This window comes from Pseudidiomarina gelatinasegens, from assembly GCF_004025325.1.
GTDB lineage: Bacteria > Pseudomonadota > Gammaproteobacteria > Enterobacterales > Alteromonadaceae > Pseudidiomarina > Pseudidiomarina gelatinasegens.
This window is the reverse complement of sequence record NZ_RSFE01000004.1, coordinates 69,938-86,850: the sequence shown is the minus strand read 5'-3', so window position 1 is coordinate 86,850 and position 16,913 is coordinate 69,938. Positions and strand designations below refer to the sequence as shown.

Genomic DNA, 16,913 nt, shown 5'->3' with positions numbered 1-16,913 from the left:
ATAACGAGCAACGAATAACGCCTTAAGGTTTGACAGGAGAAGTAATGATTCCGGATATCAAAGAATTAAGCATCGAACTTCACGACGTTGAAGAAGCCGTAGCGGATGCCATCAAGTATGCAAATAAACTTGGTGTGAGTGCTTCTGAATGCGCAATTAGCCGCAGCAGTGGAATCAACGTTGGCACGCGTCTGGGAGAAGTTGAGACTGTTGAGTTCAATCAAGATGGCGCACTTGGAATCACAGTGTTTCGTGGTCAGCAAAAAGGCTCAGCATCAACCACCGATTTAACCGCTAAGGCGATTCGTGCGGCTGTTGAAAAAGCAAATGACATTGCGCGATTCACCTCTCCTGATCCATATGCTGGCCTTGCCCCAGCCGAGCTAATGGCCACCGAAATTCCTGATTTGGACTTGTGTCACCCAGCCGACCAGAGTGCGGAATTTGCTCTGGAACAAGCGCTTGCTTGTGAACAACATGCCTTGCAGCTTGATCCACGCATCGTAAACTCCGACGGAGCAGGTTACAGCAGCCATGTTGGCTATCGGGTGTATGGCAATAGTCATGGGTTTGTTGCCGGGTATTTACAGTCGCGCCATAGCTTAAGCTGTGCGCTGATTGCAAAAAGTGGCGATGCCATGCAGCGTGACTATAGCTACACCGTTGCACGCAATCGGGACGACTTGTGGTCGCCTGAATACGTTGCCAAGGACGCCGTAGATGCGACAATTTCACGTTTAGATTCTAAAAAGATAGCGACGGCCAAAGTTCCTATAATTTTTCGTGCTGATGTGGCGAATAGCTTGTTCGGCCATTTAGTCGCGGGTATTAGTGGTGGCAGCCTTTACCGTAAATCGAGTTTCTTAGTGGACCATCTAGGCAAGCAAGTACTTCCTGAGTGGCTAACCATTACCGAGCGCCCGCACTTAGCTGGTGCCTTGGCTAGCAGCCCGTTTGATCATGAGGGCCTTGCCACCCGTGACCGCGAAATCGTTGCCGACGGTATTTTGCAAACGTATCTGTTAACTAGTTATTCAGCACGCAAATTAAATATGCAGCCAACCGGCCATGCCGGCGGCATTCACACTTGGGAAGTAAACACCCAAGTGGACGACCTCGCCGCGCTGTGCAAGCAGATGGGTACGGGATTATTGGTTACAGAACTGATGGGGCAAGGCGTAAACATCGTCAACGGTGATTATTCGCGTGGCGCTGCCGGATTCTGGATTGAAAACGGCGAAATACAGTATCCAGTCGAAGAAATTACAATAGCGGGTAACTTAAAAGATATGTTGCAGAATATTGTGGCAATTGCCGGTGATGTGGACATGCGTCATGGCGTGCGCACCGGCTCGGTATTGTTAGAGGAAATGCGTATCGCAGGTGTTTAACCGAGCAGTAGGGTTGCCGTACCTAAGAATGCAAAGATACCGACCACGTCGGTCACAGTAGTTAGAATGACCCCGCCCGCAAGGGCTGGGTCAATATTGAACTTCTTCAATATCAGCGGCACTGTAACGCCTGCTAGGCCAGCAGCGAGCAAGTTCGCCATCATCGCAAAGGCAATAATACCGCCAATAACTAAATCTTGTTTCCAAATCGCAATCACACCTGCAATTAGCACAGCCCAAATCACACCATTGAGTGCACCAATCGCTAATTCCTTGCCAATCAACCAGCGTTGGTTGCTGGCGCCAATATGCCCAAGTGCCATACCACGTATGACCAACGTGAGAGTCTGTGAGCCAGCGATACCGCCCATGCTTGGCACGATGGTGTTGAGGATGGCGAGAATCGCCATCTGTGCCAAAATATCTTCAAACATGGAGCTAACGGCGGCGGCGAGCAGTGCGGTTAGCAAATTCACACCTAACCAAATACTGCGGCGGCGAGTACTTTTTAATACCGGTGCGAAGGTATCCTCATCGTCGTCTAAACCGGCCATGCTCAACATGGAATGCTGTGCGTCCTCACGGATAATATCTACCACGTCATCAATGGTGATACGCCCGAGAAGGCGGTTTTCAGCATCAATAACTGGTGCTGATATCCAATCTTGCCGTTCAAACAGTTTTGCGACTTCAGTTTCATCCATTTCAACGGGAATTCCCTGAATGTCTTGATCCATGACTTCATTGACATATTTAGCTGGGTCAACGGTTAGTAGCCGTGTAATCCCAATTTCGCCAATGAACTTGTCATCACGATCCACCACATACAATTTATCGGTTGCTTCAGGTAGTTCGCCTTTGAGGCGCAAATAACGCAATACCACGTCGATGCTTACGTCAGGGCGCAAGGTGATGGTATCGGTATTCATCATACCGCCAGCAGTTTCTTCGGCGTAGGAGAGCGCTTGCTCGGCACGGTGCCGATCTTGCTCATCCATCGACTTCAGAACTTCTTGATAGACCTGCTCAGGAAGGCCACGAAGAACGTAAGCAAGGTCATCGGTATCCATGCCCTCGGTAGCAGCCGCGAGCTTTTCTGGCGCCATTTGACGGATAACAGATTTTTGAACTTCTTCGGAGAGTTCTTCAAGAATATCACCGTGCTCTTCGGCATCGACCAACTGCCAAATAATGGCACGTGCTTTAGGTGGTGAAGATTCGAGTAGGAGTGCAACATCCCATGCTGGAAGGTTATGCAGTTGTCGCCGTGCCTGCACATACATGCCACGGGCTAACGATTCAGAAACTTCCTGAATGCGTTGTTCGGCAAATTCTTTGTCGGCAACTTCGGCTAGCATACGATAAACTCCCAGTAATATGAGAAGTTTACCGCATCATTGCGCTTCATCAAAGCGTGATTCAATTAAGTTTGCAATGGCATCCACTGCAACCAGCGCATCTTTACCTTCAGCAACCACATCAATTTCGCGCCCTTGTCCACTGGCAAGCAGCAGCAAACACATCACACTGGAGGCATCAACGCGTTGATCACCTTGTACAATGGTCACTTTGGCATCGAATTGATGCGAAAGCTTGGCTAATTTGGTAGCTGCACGAGCGTGTAAACCCAATTTATTTCGGATGGTCACTGTGCGGCGGATTACCTCACTCACAATAACACCTCACTTATGTCGGCTCGCCTCGCGATGGCGAACCTGTACTTTGAAGGGTTGATCACTAAAGCGCTTCGCAAGTTGCTCTGCGATATAAACTGAACGATGTTGGCCACCGGTACAGCCAATACCAATGGTCAAATAACTACGATTGCTGCGCTGGAAGTGCGGTAACCAGGTTTCTAAAAATACTTCGAGCTGATGGATAAACTTGGTCACAAGTGGCTGCTGAGCGAAAAAATGTTGCACCGCTGGGTCGCGTCCCGTCAAGGGTTTTAACTCAGGTTCCCAGTGCGGGTTAGGCAGAATTCGGGCATCGAAGGCGTAGTCGAGGTCAGGTGGTAAACCATATTTGTAACCAAACGACTGAAACACCACAATCAACCGTGACGCTGCTTTTCCAAGTACACGTTCGGCGACTTGCTCACTCAGCTGGTGCACACTCAAATCACTACTGTCGATTCGCCACGTTGCGCGCTCCGCCAGTGGCTCCAGCATAGCCGCTTCAGCAGCAAGAGCGTCTGCTAGCGGCAGTTCTTTCTGTGACAGCGGATGCAATCTGCGCGTTTCGCCAAAGCGGCGCAATAAAATTGAGTCGGAAGAATCAATATAGAGAATTTCTGGTTTTACTTTACTGGGTAGAAAGTCGAGTGCTTCGGTTAGCTCATTTTGATCTGCGGGTAAATTGCGCACGTCAACGCTAACGGCAACTTTATCGTATTGTTCAATAACCGCATGAACCAGAGTTGGTAATAGCGTTATGGGAATGTTGTCCACGCAATAGTAGCCGAGATCTTCAAGCACCCTCAGTGCAATGGTTTTCCCCGAGCCAGACCGGCCTGTGACAATAATAAGCTGCATCGAATTAGGTTACTCTACCCTTGGGTTATTTGATAAAAATTTCGTAGAGATCTTGGTCGCTCTGCGCGTCGCGCAATGCGCGCGTACAATTTTTATCATTCAAACGCTGCGCTACGGAAGCTAACGTTTGCAGATGTTGCTCATGCTCATCTTCTGGCACAAGCAGAGCAAAAATAATATCCACCGGTTGGTTATCTATAGCATCGAAATCAATGGGATCAGATAACGTCATCAAAATCGCAACAGGTTTATTGGCACTAGCCAAACGCCCATGCGGAATGGCGACACCCAGCCCTATGCCAGTGCTGCCTAACCGTTCACGGTTGAGCAGGCTTTCAAATACATCAAAGCTAGTGGTGCCGGAGAGGCGAGGCGAGGCCAATTGACCAATGAGCTCAAGTACTTTCTTTTTGCTTGAGCCATCGACTGCACAACGTGTGCAGTCGGGGCTTAATAAGGTGGATAAATCCATGATTTAGTGGCGTTTTATCTTTTCTTTATGTTTAATTACCTGCCGATCGAGTTTATCAATCAGCCCGTCAATGGCGGCATACATATCTTCGTGTTGTGAATCTGCGAAAATTTCACCGCCATTTAAGTGCAGCGTAGCTTCCGCTTTTTGCGTTAACTTTTCAACATTTAAAATGACATGGACGTTATTTATGTGGTCAAAGTGACGCTGAAGCTTACTAAATTTACTATCGACATACTCGCGCAATGCGTCAGTGATTTCTACGTGATGACCAGTCAGATTAATTTGCATAACATCTTCCTTCTGTTTGTCCAAGATTCAGATAAGACGTTTGCGTTGACTCGAGGGCGGAATGTTCAGCGCTTCTCGATACTTCGCAATGGTCCGTCTAGCTACTTGGATACCCTGTTCGGCAAGGAGTTCAGTAAGTTTACTGTCACTCAACGGCTTTTTAGGGTTCTCCGCAGCAACTAGTTTTTTCAACAGAGCTCTGATAGCTGTTGATGAAGCTTCCCCGCCATTGTCAGTGTTCAATTGACTTGAGAAGAAGTACTTCAATTCAAACACACCACGCGGTGAATGCATATACTTTTGCGTGGTTACCCGTGAAATTGTTGATTCATGCATATCTATTGTGCTGGCGATGTCTGCAAGTACCATAGGTTTCATCGCTTCAGCGCCGTGTTCGAAGAAGCCTTGTTGGCGCGCAACAATAGCGCTGGCAACCTTTAATAAGGTTTCGTTGCGGCTTTCGAGGCTACGGATAAACCATTTGGCTTCTTGAGTTTGTTGGCGAATGTATTGCATGTCGTCTTTTTGTCGCGCGCCTTGGCATAAGTTCAAATAACTTTCATTCACTTTAAGTTTAGGCACACTTTCAGGATTTAGCTCAACCATCCAGCGGTTATTTTTTTTGCGCACTAACACATCTGGAATTACGTAATCGTCACTCGCATTGCCAAAGCCTTCGCCGGGTCTTGGCTGGAGGTGTTGAATCAACTCCAGAACTTCGGCAAGGTCCGACTCCGACAGCCGTAATCGCCGCGCTAAAGTGCGGTAATCGCGACTTCCCAATAACGCTAAGTGCTCACGTACCGCTACCAGTGCCGGGGCTCGCCAGGGTGTTTGTTCAGGTAAATGCAGCAGCTGTAGCTCTAAACATTCGCGAACGTCGCGCGCGCCGACGCCGATAGGGTCAAAATGCTGAATGCGCTTCAATACCACGGCGACTTCATCGGGCTCAATCTGTTCACCAGTTTGGTTTTCGGCAGCAGCCAAAATTTCGTCCAGTGAAACGGTTAAGTAGCCGCTGTCATCAATCGAATCGATAATCGCAAGGGCAATGAATTCATCGGTAGGGGAAAAATGCGAAAGCTGCATTTGCCAGATCAAATGGTCTTGAAGAGATTGGTGAGTTTCGCCTTGGTAAATCGCATCTTCGCCATCATAACCAGCAGAAGACTGGCCTAAAGCAGCCGAGCATGGGCTGTCCCACGGCGACTCGTAGTCGCCGATGTCGGTCTCGCCTTCAGCATCAGCGTGCTCAAGCTCAAGCAGAGGATTTTCTTCTAACGCTTGCTGCACTTCTTGTTGCAATTCAAGCGTTGATAACTGCAATAGTTTAATAGCCTGTTGCAACTGCGGTGTCATCGACAGTTGCTGCGAGAATTTAAACTGCAGGCTTTGTTTCATTGCACCACCTACAAGGTGAACTGTTCACCCAGGTAAACGTCTTTCACCTGTTGGTTATTTAAGATGGTCTGGGCGTCGCCACTGGCAATCAATTCGCCGTGACTTACTATGTAGGCATGTTCACATACCGACAGGGTTTCACGCACATTATGGTCGGTGATTAACACGCCAATACCGCGGTTGCGCAGGTGTTCAATAATCTTTTTAATATCTAGAACAGATATTGGATCAACCCCGGCAAATGGTTCGTCCAGCAAAATAAATGCAGGGTCTGCCGCGAGTGCGCGCGCGATTTCTACCCGCCGCCGTTCACCGCCAGATAGACTCATACCAAGGCTGTGCGCAATGTGACCAATATGAAATTCTTCCAATAACCCGTCAAGACGCTCTTCGCGGCCATTGGCGTCAAGGTCACTGCGGGTTTCCAATATTGCCATAATATTGTCACGCACGGTGAGCTTGCGAAAAATAGAGGATTCTTGCGGTAAATAGCCGATGCCTCGACGCGCGCGTTCATGCATGGGTAACAGTGAGATATCGTCGTCATCAATCATGATACGACCTTTATCGTTGTTCACCAGCCCAACAATCATATAAAACGTGGTGGTTTTACCTGCGCCATTGGGGCCGAGCAAGCCAATAATCTGGCCAGACTCAACCGTTAAGCTGACGTCTTTGACTACCTGGCGTTTTTTATATGATTTAGCTAAATGCTCAGCGATTAGTCGGCTCATTGTTCGTGTCGCTCTTTTTCTTCGGCATAAATATAGTGGTGACACGATCGCTTTCATCGTCACCGCGGTTCGCTGTCATTTGCTGCGTTGCGAAGTTATATACAATTTCACTGCCTTGAATCACGCTATTGCTCTGTGAAACTTTGACATTGCCTGATAACGTCAATAATTGCTTGGTTTGATCGTAACTAATTATTTCGGCTTCGGCAGAAATTGGTGAACCATCATCCAGTTGTTGCTCGTACACCGCGGGGCTACCGCTTGCAGTAAACACATCAGATTGGTCGTCACGTCGTGTAACTTCCAAATGGTCAGCACGAATGCTTAAGCTGCCTTGACTAATCACCACATTATCTTCAAACACAGCAATTTTGTTTGCCACGTCAAACCAGTCGCGTTCGGCATTAATTTTAATGGGTTGCTCAAAATCCAAGCGACCTTGGGCATTCGCCTCACCAACGGAAAACAGACTAATTATCAGTAGTGCTACCGCCGGTATATATTGTTTCAACATGTCGTGTAAGTTCCAATGTTTGAGCGCGCATATCTGCGCGCAGACCTTCGCCTTTCGCCGTAAAGTCACGGCCTACAATCAGCACTGGCTGGTCAGTTTGAACGGATTCGTCCAGTGTATCAATGGTTAAATAACTTGTTTCTATGCGGTCGATAAATTCTGATTCAGAGAGACTGATCATTTCAATGTTCCGTTCCAACACCAAACTCTTGTCAGCGTAAAACGAACCTTGTTCCGCCTGAACTTGCCAAATAGGGCCATTATTGTCGAGTTGTACGATATAAGTCGGCGCGGTCAATTCAGTCAGCCCGATTGGACTGTAGTGGGTCATTTTTTCGGCGGCAATGCGGTGTGCTAGCTCGCCATTGACACCGTACACCCGCACAATAAGGCCCTGTGCCGTAAAGTCGGGTTTAATTTCACTATAGCCTTGCTGTTCTTCGTCATTGTCATCGGTACCAAACGGCCGCCAGAAAAGCAGTGCTGCCGTGACAAAAATTATGGTGATGACCCAAGCTAAATTGCGATTCACAGGCTGACTCCGCCATGCAGCTGTAATTGCCCTTGTGCAAGGAGTATCAAGTCACTCAACTCGCGCACTGCACCATAACCTCCGCGTTGTGCGGTCACATAGTCAGCGATTTGTTGCACAAACGGGTGTGCGTCTTGCACCGCAACACCAATGCCGCTGCGTTTAATCATGTCAACATCCGGTACGTCATCGCCAATTGCAGCAACCTCGTGGTCCTGCAAGTTAAGCGCTTTAAGCAACTCATCATAACAAGAGAGTTTTTGTTCTTGCCCTTGGTAAACATGGGTGACCCCGAGTGCTTTCATTCGGTTTTCTACAATGGCTGATTGTCGCCCAGTAATCACAGCAACTTGAACGCCGGCGTTGAGCAGCGCTTTAACTCCGAAGCCGTCGCGGGTATTAAATGCTTTGAGCTCTTCGCCGTGGTTACCCAAGTAGATGCAGCCGTCAGAAAATACGCCGTCAACGTCGCACACAACCAGTTTAATTTGCTTAAAACGTTCTAGCAATGTGTGCGAGATGTCACCGTACCAAGTGCTTATTGTTTCCATTACATCACTCCCGCCTTCAATAAGTCGTGCATATTCAGTGCACCCTGAGCGATGCCTTGGTCATCGACCACAAAGAGCCCATTAATTTTGCGGTCTTCCATAAGTTTTAAACCTTGTGCGGCTAAAACGTCTGGTTTAATGGTTACTGGGCCGCGTGTCATAACTTGCGCGATAGGGGTTGTGTGTAAGTCGACGCGTTGGTCCAAAATGCGCCGCAAGTCACCGTCGGTAAATATTCCTGCTAACTTCCCTGAGCTATCACCAACCCCGGTCATGCCCAATCCTTTGCGTGACATTTCCAACAGCGCTTCAGAAATAGTAGCTGATTCAGTCACCATGGGCATGCGATCACCGCTATGCATAATATCGTGAATGTGAAGTAATAGTCGGCGACCTAAGCTGCCACCAGGGTGCGACATGGCGAAGTCATCGGCAGTGAACCCCCGTGCATTGAGCAAGGCAACAGCTAATGCGTCGCCCATAACCAATGTTGCTGTGGTCGATGATGTTGGTGCCAACCCCAGGGGGCAGGCTTCTTGTTCAACCGCAATACACACGTGCACATCGGCAATGTCAGCTAAGGTTGAATTTGGGTTGCCCGTCATACTAATCAGCTTAACGCCCCGGCGCTTGATAAGTGGCGCAATGGCCAGCAACTCTCCGGTTTCACCAGAGTTCGATATAGCGAGTACTACGTCTTGACTGGTAATCATTCCAAGGTCGCCATGGCTTGCTTCGCCAGGGTGTACGAAGAATGCGGGGGTACCCGTGGAGGCGAACGTGGCCGCAATCTTGCCACCAATATGACCTGATTTGCCCATGCCAATGACAATGACACGACCGGCACAGTTTAATAGGATGTCGCACGCCTGCTCAAAGCTACTATCAAGAAACCGCTTTAGGCCAGTAATAGCAGCGGCTTCAATATCCACGACGCGCTCACCGAGCGCCCTAAAAGACTGCTTGCTTGAATCTGTCATAGCGATGAATTACCCCAGCTAAAGTGCGTTAATTGCAATAATACCCGATCGAAATCCGAAATGCAGACGTAAAAAGCACAGAATCTCACGTTTTGTCACAAATTTTACCGCCTTTACCTATAGAAAAAAGCCTAAATCTGGTACACTAGCGGGCTTGAAAAGGGAGATAACAAGGCGATGCATACGGCTCATAGTTCTGCGAGCGTAAAGCCAGAAACCCATGCTGATGACGACGCTTTAGTCGTTATTGATGACATTGACTTTGCTCATGGGTTCGGCGCTCATCAGGTTTATCGTGGATTATCGATGCGTATTCCAAAAGGGAAAATCACTGCAGTGATGGGCCCGAGTGGTATCGGTAAAACGACACTATTACGATTGATTGGTGCACAGTTGCGACCGCAGCGGGGTAGCATCACCTTTGCAGGTGAAAACGTGCACGCTTTAGGGCGCTCAGACCTTTACGAATTGCGTAAACGCATGAGCATGCTGTTTCAAAGTGGCGCGTTGTTCACCGATATGACGGTGTACGACAATATCGCATTTCCAATTCGCGAACACAGCCAGCTCCCAGAAGAAATTATCAAAACCATCGTAAAGATGAAGCTTGAAGCTGTGGGTTTGCGCGGCGCCAGACATTTAATGCCGGCTGAGTTATCGGGCGGTATGGCACGTCGCGCGGCGCTTGCACGGGCGATGGCTTTAGACCCGGAACTCATTATGTATGACGAGCCATTCGCCGGCCAAGACCCAATTTCAATGGGCGTTATCGTCAAGCTAATCAAAGAGTTGAACGAATCGCTCGGGCTTACCAGTATCGTAGTTACCCATGATGTCGCTGAAGTGCTGACCATTGCCGACTACGTTTACATTATTGCCGACAAAAAAGTGATCGGGCATGGTACGCCAACTGAGTTGCAGGAATCAGATAATGCATTAGTGCATCAGTTTTTACATGGCGAAGCTGATGGCCCAGTGCCGTTTCATTACGCCGCACCGTCACTTGCAGAGGATTTATTGGGGGCCAAAGATGCTTGATCGGATAGCCGCACTTGGCCGCTCAGTTTTGGACTCAATTGCGGGCGCGGGTGCAGCCTTTTTTATGTTAATGCGTGCGTTGCTGGGCAAGCCGCAATTACGTAAGTCATGGCCTTTATTGATGCAGCAAATGTATTCAGTGGGCGTGTTGTCGCTAGTTATTATTGTGGTCAGCGGTTTGTTTATAGGAATGGTACTTGGCTTGCAGGGCTATACCATTCTGGTTGACTTTGGTGCCGAGCAGTCGCTTGGACCAATGGTGGCGTTGTCATTATTACGCGAACTTGGGCCGGTGGTTACCGCGCTGTTATTTGCAGGCCGCGCCGGTTCATCCCTAACGGCCGAAATAGGGTTAATGAAAGCAACTGAACAGCTTTCAAGCCTTGAAATGATGGGCGTTGACCCGTTACGCCGAGTTATTTCGCCACGTTTTTGGGCAGGTTTTTACAGCATGCCAATACTTGCCATTGTGTTCTCAGCTGTAGGTATCTACGGCGGTTACTTGGTCGGCGTGCGTTGGCTGGGTGTTGATGATGGCGCGTTCTGGTCAGTCATGCAGTCCAACGTTGAGTGGGGACAAGACATTCTGAACGGCATCATTAAAAGTTTAGTGTTCGCTTTTGTGGTGACATGGATTGCTTTACACAAAGGGTACAGTTGCACGCCAACTTCGGTAGGTATTAGTCGTGCAACCACGTCGACCGTCGTAACTGCATCACTCGCAGTACTCGGGCTCGATTTCGTTTTAACAGCATTGATGTTTGGATAAAAGCTATGGAATCAAGAAATACACAATTAGCAGTTGGTTTATTTGTCATTATCGGCGTTTTAGCGTTGTTGTTTTTGGGTTTACAGGCAGCCAATACCAGTGTTGTAACGAACGGGGATACCTATAAGCTGTATGCCAAATTTGACAATATCGGTGGCTTAAAAGCCCGTTCGCCAGTGAAAGTTGGTGGCGTGGTTGTTGGTCGTGTGAGCAACATTTCGTTAAGTGGTGATTACTACGAGCCGTTGGTCGAAATGACAATTAGCGCTGAATACAATGAATTTTCTGATACCACGTCGGTCTCAATACTGACTTCCGGATTGCTGGGTGAGCAATATATCGGCTTAAACCCAGGCTTTATCGACGATACCGTAGAGATGTTGAAAGACGGTGATCAAATTTATGACACCAAGTCAGCATTGGTTCTAGAAGACTTAATTGGGCAGTTCCTATTTAGTCAGGGTAACGATTAAGGAGAAAAGCATGAAAATGTGGTTAGTTGCTGCATTCGCAGCTGTTGTAGGGTTTGGCGGTATAGTGCCGGCTCAAGCTGAATTGATTCGTGATGAAAATCCTTATATTTTGCTAGAAAAATTAGCAAACGAAACGCTTGAGCGCATTGAACAAGACCGCGAGCTTATTGATCAAGACATCAACCACATTCGCTTGGTTATTCGCGAAGAAATGATGCCGTACGTTGATTACGTGTATGCAGCAAAACGCGTACTCGGGCGCAACTTATCTGAAACCACCGAAGAACAGCGGCAAGAATTCTACACCGTATTTCGTGACTATTTGATCACGACGTATGCCGGTGCGTTTACGCAGTATGACGAAGAAAAACATATTATCGAATTCGGTAACGCTGAACGTTTTGAAAAAGGCAGTCGCATGGTTGTGGTCAACACACGTCTGGTTGAACAGGGGCGGCCGCCAATTCGTTTGGACTTTAAAATGCGTTTCGATACTAACGATAACGTATGGAAAGCTTATGATTTGGTGGTTGAAGGTGTTAGCCTTTTAAACAGCAAACAAGCAGAGATTAGCTCGGTTATCCGCTCAAGCGGTATTGACGGAACCATTGCATTGCTGCGCGAAAAAGCACAAGAAACAGTGCAAACACGTGATCTTCCGGAAGGGGCAGAGTAATGAGCGATTGCGCATGGCAGCTGAATGAGAGTGGCCACGTGGCATTTAATGGTGTGCTAACGCGCGCCAGTGTCCCTGATATCTGGAAGCAGAGAAAGCAGTGGCTGCAAGGTGAGCAAGCGTTAACTTTTGATTTGCAACAGCTCGAAAAGATTGATTCAGCTGGGGTCGCAATGCTACTTGAAGTCAAACGTGAGCTACGTGCGCAGCAACGTGACTTGGTGATTAAAAACGCAAATCAGCAGTTAACTGCGATGATCCGAGTAAGTGGTGTGGATACGCTCTTAGAGCTGGCATAACTTACGAACAAATCTCATACAATTCATGCAATGAACACAAACAAAGAACCAATTTATTTATGATAACTGCAGAATCTATTCAGCAACATCTACTCGACAGCATCGATGTCAGCGAAGTTTTAGTTAAGCTTGATGGCGGTCATGCCAATATAACCGTGGTCGGTGAGCTTTTTAGTGAACTCTCCCGCGTCAAAAAGCAACAGGTTGTCTATGCCCCCCTGAAAGAATGGATTGCTAGTGGTGAACTCCATGCAGTTTCTATTCGAACCTACACGCCAACAGAATGGCAACGCGAGAAAAAGCTCGCAATGTTGAGCTAACAGGAACTGCACATGCAAAAATTAGTAATCCAAGGCGGTCAGGCATTGCACGGCGATGTGACAATATCGGGTGCGAAAAATGCCGCGCTGCCAATTCTAATGGCAGCAATACTGCCTTCAGCGGATGTGCAACTGGACAACGTGCCTGCGCTACAAGACGTAAGCACCAGTTTAAAATTACTGGGTGAACTCGGTGTCAGCAGTGAAAAGCTCGGGCCGAACAGTTTTTTGATTAAGCCGCAAGGTATAAACAATCATATTGCGAGTTACGACTTAGTGAAAACAATGCGCGCCTCAATTTTGATTTTGGGGCCGTTGCTCGCTAAATATGGTGAAGCGCAAGTATCTCTTCCTGGTGGGTGCGCTATTGGCGCACGACCTGTCAACCTTCACATTGAAGGGCTACGCCAGATGGGCGCAGAAATTACTGTCGAAAATGGTTACATCAATGCCAAGGTTAATGGGCGCCTAAAGGGTGCCAATATCCTCATGGATATGGTCAGCGTAACCGGCACGGAAAACCTGATGGCGGCGGCGACCTTGGCAGAAGGGGTCACCACCATTGAGAACGCTGCACGTGAACCAGAAATTGAAGATTTAGCTAACTTTTTGAACAGTATGGGCGCGGACATCCGTGACGCCGGCACCGATACCATTACTATTCATGGTAAAGAAGAGCTGCACGGTGGCGCGTATCGCGTTCAACCCGACCGTATCGAAACTGGTACCTTCTTAGTCGCAGCCTTGGCAACCGGAGGCGATGTTACCTGCCGCAATACCGACCCGACCATGCTGGATGCTGTTTTGAAAAAGCTAACTGAGGCTGGCGCTGTGATAACCAAAGGTGACGACTGGATTCGCCTTCAGGCGACACAACGACCGCGCCCGGTGAATATCATTACCGCACCACACCCAGCTTTCCCAACGGACATGCAGGCGCAGTTTTGTGCATTGAATGCAATTGCAGATGGTGCAGGTTGGGTGCGTGAAACTATTTTTGAAAATCGTTTTATGCATGTGCCTGAGTTACGTCGCATGGGCGCAAATATCGAACTTGAAGGCAACACTGCAATTTCAAAAGGTGTGCCCCGTTTAACCGGCGCACAGGTTATGTGCACTGACTTACGGGCCTCGGCCTCATTAGTTATCGCTGGTTTGGTTGCGCAAGGTGAAACTGTGGTTGAACGTATTTACCACATCGATCGTGGTTATGAAGCGATTGAGAAGAAGCTTTCTGCATTAGGTGCCAATATTAAACGCGTGAGCTAATAACTCACGCAACACCCTACATGGAACCGAGTTTGGTAATCGTCACTTCGGCAATTCGTTCCTGGTTATCTCGTAAGTAATGCACTTGAATTGTCGTGCCGGGTTTGGTCTGTGCCACTACGGCTAAACCTTCTGTAGCGGAAGACATTGGCTTATCATTAATCTCTGTAATGTAATCATCGGCCCGTAAACCAGCTTTTTCAGCTGGGCTATTGGGGTCAACGCCAGTCACATAGATACCCGGTTGCGTGTAAGGATTTGATGGTGGCGTTTCGCCAACCTGCACACCTAAATAACCACGGACAACCTCACCCTCACGAATTAACGTATCCATCACTGAGCGAGCTAATGGGTAGGGCACTGCAAAGTAGATGCCATCAATCCCTTGGCCGCGCGCGTCGCGGAACTGCGCGTTGTTAATACCAACCAAGTAGCCTTGGCTATTGATCAAAGCACCGCCTGATGCGCCCTCGTTAATAACAGCGTCCATTTGGATCAAATCAGCATGGGAATGAATGACACCCATGCGTCCGCCCGTTGCGCTGATAATGCCTTGGGTAATGGTTTGACCAAGGTTGTGCGGGTTCCCGATAGCCAGCACTACGTCACCCACTTGGGTCGTGAGTGATTCATTCTGTGGAATCGTTGGAAGGTTGTCGGCTTCAATGCGAACAACCGCTAAATCGGTAATGCGATCAGAACCAATCACTTGACCGCTGTAATTGCGGCCGTCTTGCAAAGCAACTTGAATCTCGTTGACATCAGCAACCACATGGTGCGCAGTTAAAATATGACCACGATTGTCCATGATCACACCAGAACCCAAACGCACCAGCGTACTTGGTCGCCGTGAATAATAAGACTCGCGGGTAGACCCAATACTGTAGATATTAACGACAGCGGGCGCCGCGCGTTGCACTGCCGTTGAGAAGCTCAAAGGCATTTCTGCGCGTTGCGAGTTATTACCACTGTTATTATTTAGGTGGGGCAATAGGTAAATTACAATTGCAGCGACAGCTAGGCCGAGAACAACAGAACGAACGATGTACCAAGCGATTGGGCGTAGCTGCATAGCGAGTTGTAACCTATTGATTTAAGAATATGCAAAAGCATAACACTGTTTAAAAAAGAAGGCAGCAACTGCTGCCTTCTTTCATATCCGCCTTAGTAGCAGCGGTTATGTTTTTATGCTGCATTAACCGCCGCGCAATACCAGATACAATTGCGAGTTACCGCGACGAATATTTAATGCCACTACATTACCTGCGCTGCTTAGCGCTTCACGCAAGGCCGACATGGTATTTACAGGGCTGCGGTTAACGCCAATAATCACGTCATCTTTGCGGATACCGTAGCGTTCAGCCATTGAGCCTTCTTCAATCGCGGTTACTTGCAGGCCACCTTGCTCGCTCGGCGCGAGAGTTAGGCCGTCAAGCGCAGGGTGAAGCGCAGCGGCTGTAACTGCTTGGTCGTCGGCGCTGAGAACCACTTCAAATTTCTGTTCTTCACCGTCACGCAGTACGGTGAGTTTCAGTTCTTTACCCGCGCCTAAGGTGCTTACACGCGCACCTAAGTCAGCAAAGGTTCGAATCTTTTCACCGTTCACGGCAACAATAACGTCGCCCGATTTCAGGCCAGCTTTGTCGGCAGCGCCCTCCGGAATAACTTCCGCAATAAACGCACCTTGATTTGCTTTTAAGTCTAAGGCTTTTGCGATTTCATGTGTCAAATCATTACCACGAACGCCCAAAACGCCACGACGTACTTCGCCGAACTCAATCAACTGTTGCACAAGGTTCTGCATCATGTCAGCAGGAATTGCAAAGCCGATACCTATGTTGCCACCATTGGGGCCTAAAATAGCCGTATTGATACCGATTAGCTGACCATCAAGCGTAACCAATGCGCCACCTGAGTTTCCGCTGTTTATCGCGGCATCGGTTTGAATGAAGTTTTCGATTTCTTCAATTCCCAATCCGCTGCGGCCTAACGCGCTCACAATACCCGAGGTAACCGTTTGCCCGAGTCCGAAGGGGTTGCCTATAGCTACCACAAAGTCGCCAACGCGAAGCTTGGTCGAATCACCTATTTTTAGTTCGGTGAGATTTTCGCCGTCTTCAATTTTTAACAGAGCGATATCTGAACGGTCATCGGTGCCAATCACTTCGGCGTCAAACTGACGACCGTCTTTTAACGTCACCAGAATTTCAGACGCGCCATCAATTACGTGGTTGTTGGTTACAACGTAGCCTTCATCCGCGTTTATGATGACGCCTGAGCCCAAACCTTGAAACGGGCGTTCCTGTACCTGTTCACGTGGGCCGCCTGGGCCAAAAAAGTATTGGAAAATATCCGGAATACGTTGGCGAACTTCGCGTTTTCCCTTCACTGAGATATTCACAACCGCAGGCGTGACTTCTTCCAGCATCGGCGCCAAAGTCGGGGTTTCATCTTTATCACCAAAGAAAGGAATGCCGGCCGAAACAGGCGCAATAATGAGTGCACTCGCAATGGCCAATACAGCTATAAACTTCACTTTCATCAGAGTTAACTCCTATACATGCACTGTGTGCAAACTGTGATTGGAAAAGATATGAATAGATGCAGTTAAAGACTGACGACTTATAAATAAGTTCAGGTGGGATGTGTTTCAAGATGTAAATTCGTTA

21 protein-coding genes are annotated in these 16,913 nt (G+C 48.3%); 8 read left to right on the top strand and 13 right to left on the bottom strand.

Features of this window, described 5'->3' with window-relative positions; genetic code table 11:
* Positions 1 to 44 precede the first annotated feature (44 nt).
* Positions 45 to 1,391, top strand: coding sequence for a metalloprotease PmbA (pmbA, locus tag EGC76_RS06435; protein WP_128352183.1), 1,347 nt, complete (start codon positions 45 to 47; stop codon positions 1,389 to 1,391).
* Here the strand turns inward: pmbA and mgtE are convergent.
* From mgtE to EGC76_RS06380, 11 genes are read right to left on the bottom strand one after another with little or no spacing between them, the layout of a single operon-like run.
* Positions 1,388 to 2,749, bottom strand: a complete 1,362-nt coding sequence (gene mgtE, locus EGC76_RS06430) for a magnesium transporter (protein ID WP_128352182.1) — start codon at positions 2,747 to 2,749, stop codon at positions 1,388 to 1,390. The genes pmbA and mgtE overlap by 4 nt on opposite strands.
* Before the next feature lie 36 nt (positions 2,750 to 2,785).
* The gene (locus EGC76_RS06425; RefSeq protein WP_128352181.1) at positions 2,786 to 3,064 is read right to left on the bottom strand and encodes an HPr family phosphocarrier protein; all 279 of its coding nucleotides are present in this window, start codon (positions 3,062 to 3,064) and stop codon (positions 2,786 to 2,788) included.
* A 9-nt stretch (positions 3,065 to 3,073) separates the two neighbouring features.
* Positions 3,074 to 3,925 (bottom strand): RNase adapter RapZ, encoded by an 852-nt coding sequence (rapZ, locus tag EGC76_RS06420; RefSeq protein WP_128352180.1) that lies wholly within the window; start codon positions 3,923 to 3,925, stop codon positions 3,074 to 3,076.
* 25 nt (positions 3,926 to 3,950) lie between these two features.
* Positions 3,951 to 4,397 (bottom strand): PTS IIA-like nitrogen regulatory protein PtsN, encoded by a 447-nt coding sequence (gene ptsN / locus EGC76_RS06415; RefSeq protein ID WP_128352179.1) that lies wholly within the window; start codon positions 4,395 to 4,397, stop codon positions 3,951 to 3,953.
* A 3-nt stretch (positions 4,398 to 4,400) separates the two neighbouring features.
* Positions 4,401 to 4,688 carry a ribosome hibernation promoting factor gene (gene hpf, locus EGC76_RS06410; protein WP_128352178.1) on the bottom strand — a complete coding sequence of 96 codons (288 nt, stop codon included), beginning with the start codon at positions 4,686 to 4,688 and terminating at the stop codon, positions 4,401 to 4,403.
* A 27-nt stretch (positions 4,689 to 4,715) separates the two neighbouring features.
* A complete protein-coding gene (locus tag EGC76_RS06405) occupies positions 4,716 to 6,089 on the bottom strand; it encodes an RNA polymerase factor sigma-54 (RefSeq protein ID WP_128352177.1) in 1,374 nt (457 codons plus the stop codon).
* Positions 6,090 to 6,097: 8 nt separating this feature from the next.
* On the bottom strand, positions 6,098 to 6,823 hold the full coding sequence (gene lptB, locus EGC76_RS06400) for an LPS export ABC transporter ATP-binding protein (protein ID WP_128352176.1): 726 nt from the start codon (positions 6,821 to 6,823) through the stop codon (positions 6,098 to 6,100).
* Positions 6,804 to 7,337: a lipopolysaccharide transport periplasmic protein LptA gene (gene lptA / locus EGC76_RS06395; RefSeq protein ID WP_128352175.1), complete on the bottom strand. Its 534-nt coding sequence runs from the start codon at positions 7,335 to 7,337 to the stop codon at positions 6,804 to 6,806. Before lptA ends, lptB begins: the two co-directional genes overlap by 20 nt.
* Positions 7,294 to 7,869: an LPS export ABC transporter periplasmic protein LptC gene (lptC, locus tag EGC76_RS06390; protein ID WP_164876807.1), complete on the bottom strand. Its 576-nt coding sequence runs from the start codon at positions 7,867 to 7,869 to the stop codon at positions 7,294 to 7,296. Before lptC ends, lptA begins: the two co-directional genes overlap by 44 nt.
* Positions 7,866 to 8,420, bottom strand: a complete 555-nt coding sequence (kdsC, locus tag EGC76_RS06385; protein ID WP_128352173.1) for a 3-deoxy-manno-octulosonate-8-phosphatase KdsC — start codon at positions 8,418 to 8,420, stop codon at positions 7,866 to 7,868. Before kdsC ends, lptC begins: the two co-directional genes overlap by 4 nt.
* The gene (locus EGC76_RS06380; RefSeq protein ID WP_128352172.1) at positions 8,420 to 9,400 is read right to left on the bottom strand and encodes a KpsF/GutQ family sugar-phosphate isomerase; all 981 of its coding nucleotides are present in this window, start codon (positions 9,398 to 9,400) and stop codon (positions 8,420 to 8,422) included. The genes kdsC and EGC76_RS06380 overlap by 1 nt, the downstream gene beginning before the upstream one ends.
* A gap of 177 nt (positions 9,401 to 9,577) precedes the next feature.
* Here EGC76_RS06380 and EGC76_RS06375 point away from each other — a divergent pair, with 177 nt between their 5' ends.
* From EGC76_RS06375 to murA, 7 genes are all read left to right on the top strand, one after another.
* A complete protein-coding gene (locus EGC76_RS06375; protein WP_128352171.1) occupies positions 9,578 to 10,438 on the top strand; it encodes an ATP-binding cassette domain-containing protein in 861 nt (286 codons plus the stop codon).
* On the top strand, positions 10,431 to 11,207 hold the full coding sequence (gene mlaE, locus EGC76_RS06370) for a lipid asymmetry maintenance ABC transporter permease subunit MlaE (protein ID WP_128352170.1): 777 nt from the start codon (positions 10,431 to 10,433) through the stop codon (positions 11,205 to 11,207). Before EGC76_RS06375 ends, mlaE begins: the two co-directional genes overlap by 8 nt.
* A 5-nt stretch (positions 11,208 to 11,212) precedes the next feature.
* The gene (gene mlaD / locus EGC76_RS06365; RefSeq protein WP_128352169.1) at positions 11,213 to 11,680 is read left to right on the top strand and encodes an outer membrane lipid asymmetry maintenance protein MlaD; all 468 of its coding nucleotides are present in this window, start codon (positions 11,213 to 11,215) and stop codon (positions 11,678 to 11,680) included.
* A gap of 10 nt (positions 11,681 to 11,690) precedes the next feature.
* On the top strand, positions 11,691 to 12,356 hold the full coding sequence (locus EGC76_RS06360; RefSeq protein WP_128352168.1) for an MlaC/ttg2D family ABC transporter substrate-binding protein: 666 nt from the start codon (positions 11,691 to 11,693) through the stop codon (positions 12,354 to 12,356).
* Positions 12,356 to 12,655, top strand: coding sequence for an STAS domain-containing protein (locus EGC76_RS06355; protein WP_128352167.1), 300 nt, complete (start codon positions 12,356 to 12,358; stop codon positions 12,653 to 12,655). Before EGC76_RS06360 ends, EGC76_RS06355 begins: the two co-directional genes overlap by 1 nt.
* Before the next feature lie 62 nt (positions 12,656 to 12,717).
* Positions 12,718 to 12,975: a BolA family protein gene (locus EGC76_RS06350; protein WP_417658862.1), complete on the top strand. Its 258-nt coding sequence runs from the start codon at positions 12,718 to 12,720 to the stop codon at positions 12,973 to 12,975.
* A gap of 12 nt (positions 12,976 to 12,987) precedes the next feature.
* Entirely contained in the window at positions 12,988 to 14,244 is a 1,257-nt protein-coding gene (murA, locus tag EGC76_RS06345) for a UDP-N-acetylglucosamine 1-carboxyvinyltransferase (RefSeq protein WP_128352165.1), read from the top strand.
* Positions 14,245 to 14,260: 16 nt separating this feature from the next.
* Here murA and EGC76_RS06340 read toward each other — a convergent pair whose 3' ends face one another.
* The gene (locus EGC76_RS06340; RefSeq protein ID WP_128352164.1) at positions 14,261 to 15,316 is read right to left on the bottom strand and encodes a trypsin-like peptidase domain-containing protein; all 1,056 of its coding nucleotides are present in this window, start codon (positions 15,314 to 15,316) and stop codon (positions 14,261 to 14,263) included.
* A 123-nt stretch (positions 15,317 to 15,439) separates the two neighbouring features.
* Positions 15,440 to 16,786: a DegQ family serine endoprotease gene (locus EGC76_RS06335; RefSeq protein ID WP_128352163.1), complete on the bottom strand. Its 1,347-nt coding sequence runs from the start codon at positions 16,784 to 16,786 to the stop codon at positions 15,440 to 15,442.
* Positions 16,787 to 16,913 lie beyond the last annotated feature (127 nt).

What these genes read in the sequence shown, in the direction of transcription:
- pmbA (WP_128352183.1), top strand. Translation starts at nt 45, where the DNA reads ATGATTCCGGATATCAAAGAATTAAGCATCGAACTTCACGACGTTGAA.
- mgtE (WP_128352182.1), bottom strand. Translation starts at nt 2,749, where the DNA reads ATGCTAGCCGAAGTTGCCGACAAAGAATTTGCCGAACAACGCATTCAG.
- rapZ (WP_128352180.1), bottom strand. Translation starts at nt 3,925, where the DNA reads ATGCAGCTTATTATTGTCACAGGCCGGTCTGGCTCGGGGAAAACCATT.
- ptsN (WP_128352179.1), bottom strand. Translation starts at nt 4,397, where the DNA reads ATGGATTTATCCACCTTATTAAGCCCCGACTGCACACGTTGTGCAGTC.
- hpf (WP_128352178.1), bottom strand. Translation starts at nt 4,688, where the DNA reads ATGCAAATTAATCTGACTGGTCATCACGTAGAAATCACTGACGCATTG.
- EGC76_RS06405 (WP_128352177.1), bottom strand. Translation starts at nt 6,089, where the DNA reads ATGAAACAAAGCCTGCAGTTTAAATTCTCGCAGCAACTGTCGATGACA.
- lptB (WP_128352176.1), bottom strand. Translation starts at nt 6,823, where the DNA reads ATGAGCCGACTAATCGCTGAGCATTTAGCTAAATCATATAAAAAACGC.
- lptA (WP_128352175.1), bottom strand. Translation starts at nt 7,337, where the DNA reads ATGTTGAAACAATATATACCGGCGGTAGCACTACTGATAATTAGTCTG.
- kdsC (WP_128352173.1), bottom strand. Translation starts at nt 8,420, where the DNA reads ATGGAAACAATAAGCACTTGGTACGGTGACATCTCGCACACATTGCTA.
- EGC76_RS06380 (WP_128352172.1), bottom strand. Translation starts at nt 9,400, where the DNA reads ATGACAGATTCAAGCAAGCAGTCTTTTAGGGCGCTCGGTGAGCGCGTC.
- EGC76_RS06375 (WP_128352171.1), top strand. Translation starts at nt 9,578, where the DNA reads ATGCATACGGCTCATAGTTCTGCGAGCGTAAAGCCAGAAACCCATGCT.
- mlaE (WP_128352170.1), top strand. Translation starts at nt 10,431, where the DNA reads ATGCTTGATCGGATAGCCGCACTTGGCCGCTCAGTTTTGGACTCAATT.
- mlaD (WP_128352169.1), top strand. Translation starts at nt 11,213, where the DNA reads ATGGAATCAAGAAATACACAATTAGCAGTTGGTTTATTTGTCATTATC.
- EGC76_RS06360 (WP_128352168.1), top strand. Translation starts at nt 11,691, where the DNA reads ATGAAAATGTGGTTAGTTGCTGCATTCGCAGCTGTTGTAGGGTTTGGC.
- EGC76_RS06355 (WP_128352167.1), top strand. Translation starts at nt 12,356, where the DNA reads ATGAGCGATTGCGCATGGCAGCTGAATGAGAGTGGCCACGTGGCATTT.
- murA (WP_128352165.1), top strand. Translation starts at nt 12,988, where the DNA reads ATGCAAAAATTAGTAATCCAAGGCGGTCAGGCATTGCACGGCGATGTG.
- EGC76_RS06340 (WP_128352164.1), bottom strand. Translation starts at nt 15,316, where the DNA reads ATGCAGCTACGCCCAATCGCTTGGTACATCGTTCGTTCTGTTGTTCTC.
- EGC76_RS06335 (WP_128352163.1), bottom strand. Translation starts at nt 16,786, where the DNA reads ATGAAAGTGAAGTTTATAGCTGTATTGGCCATTGCGAGTGCACTCATT.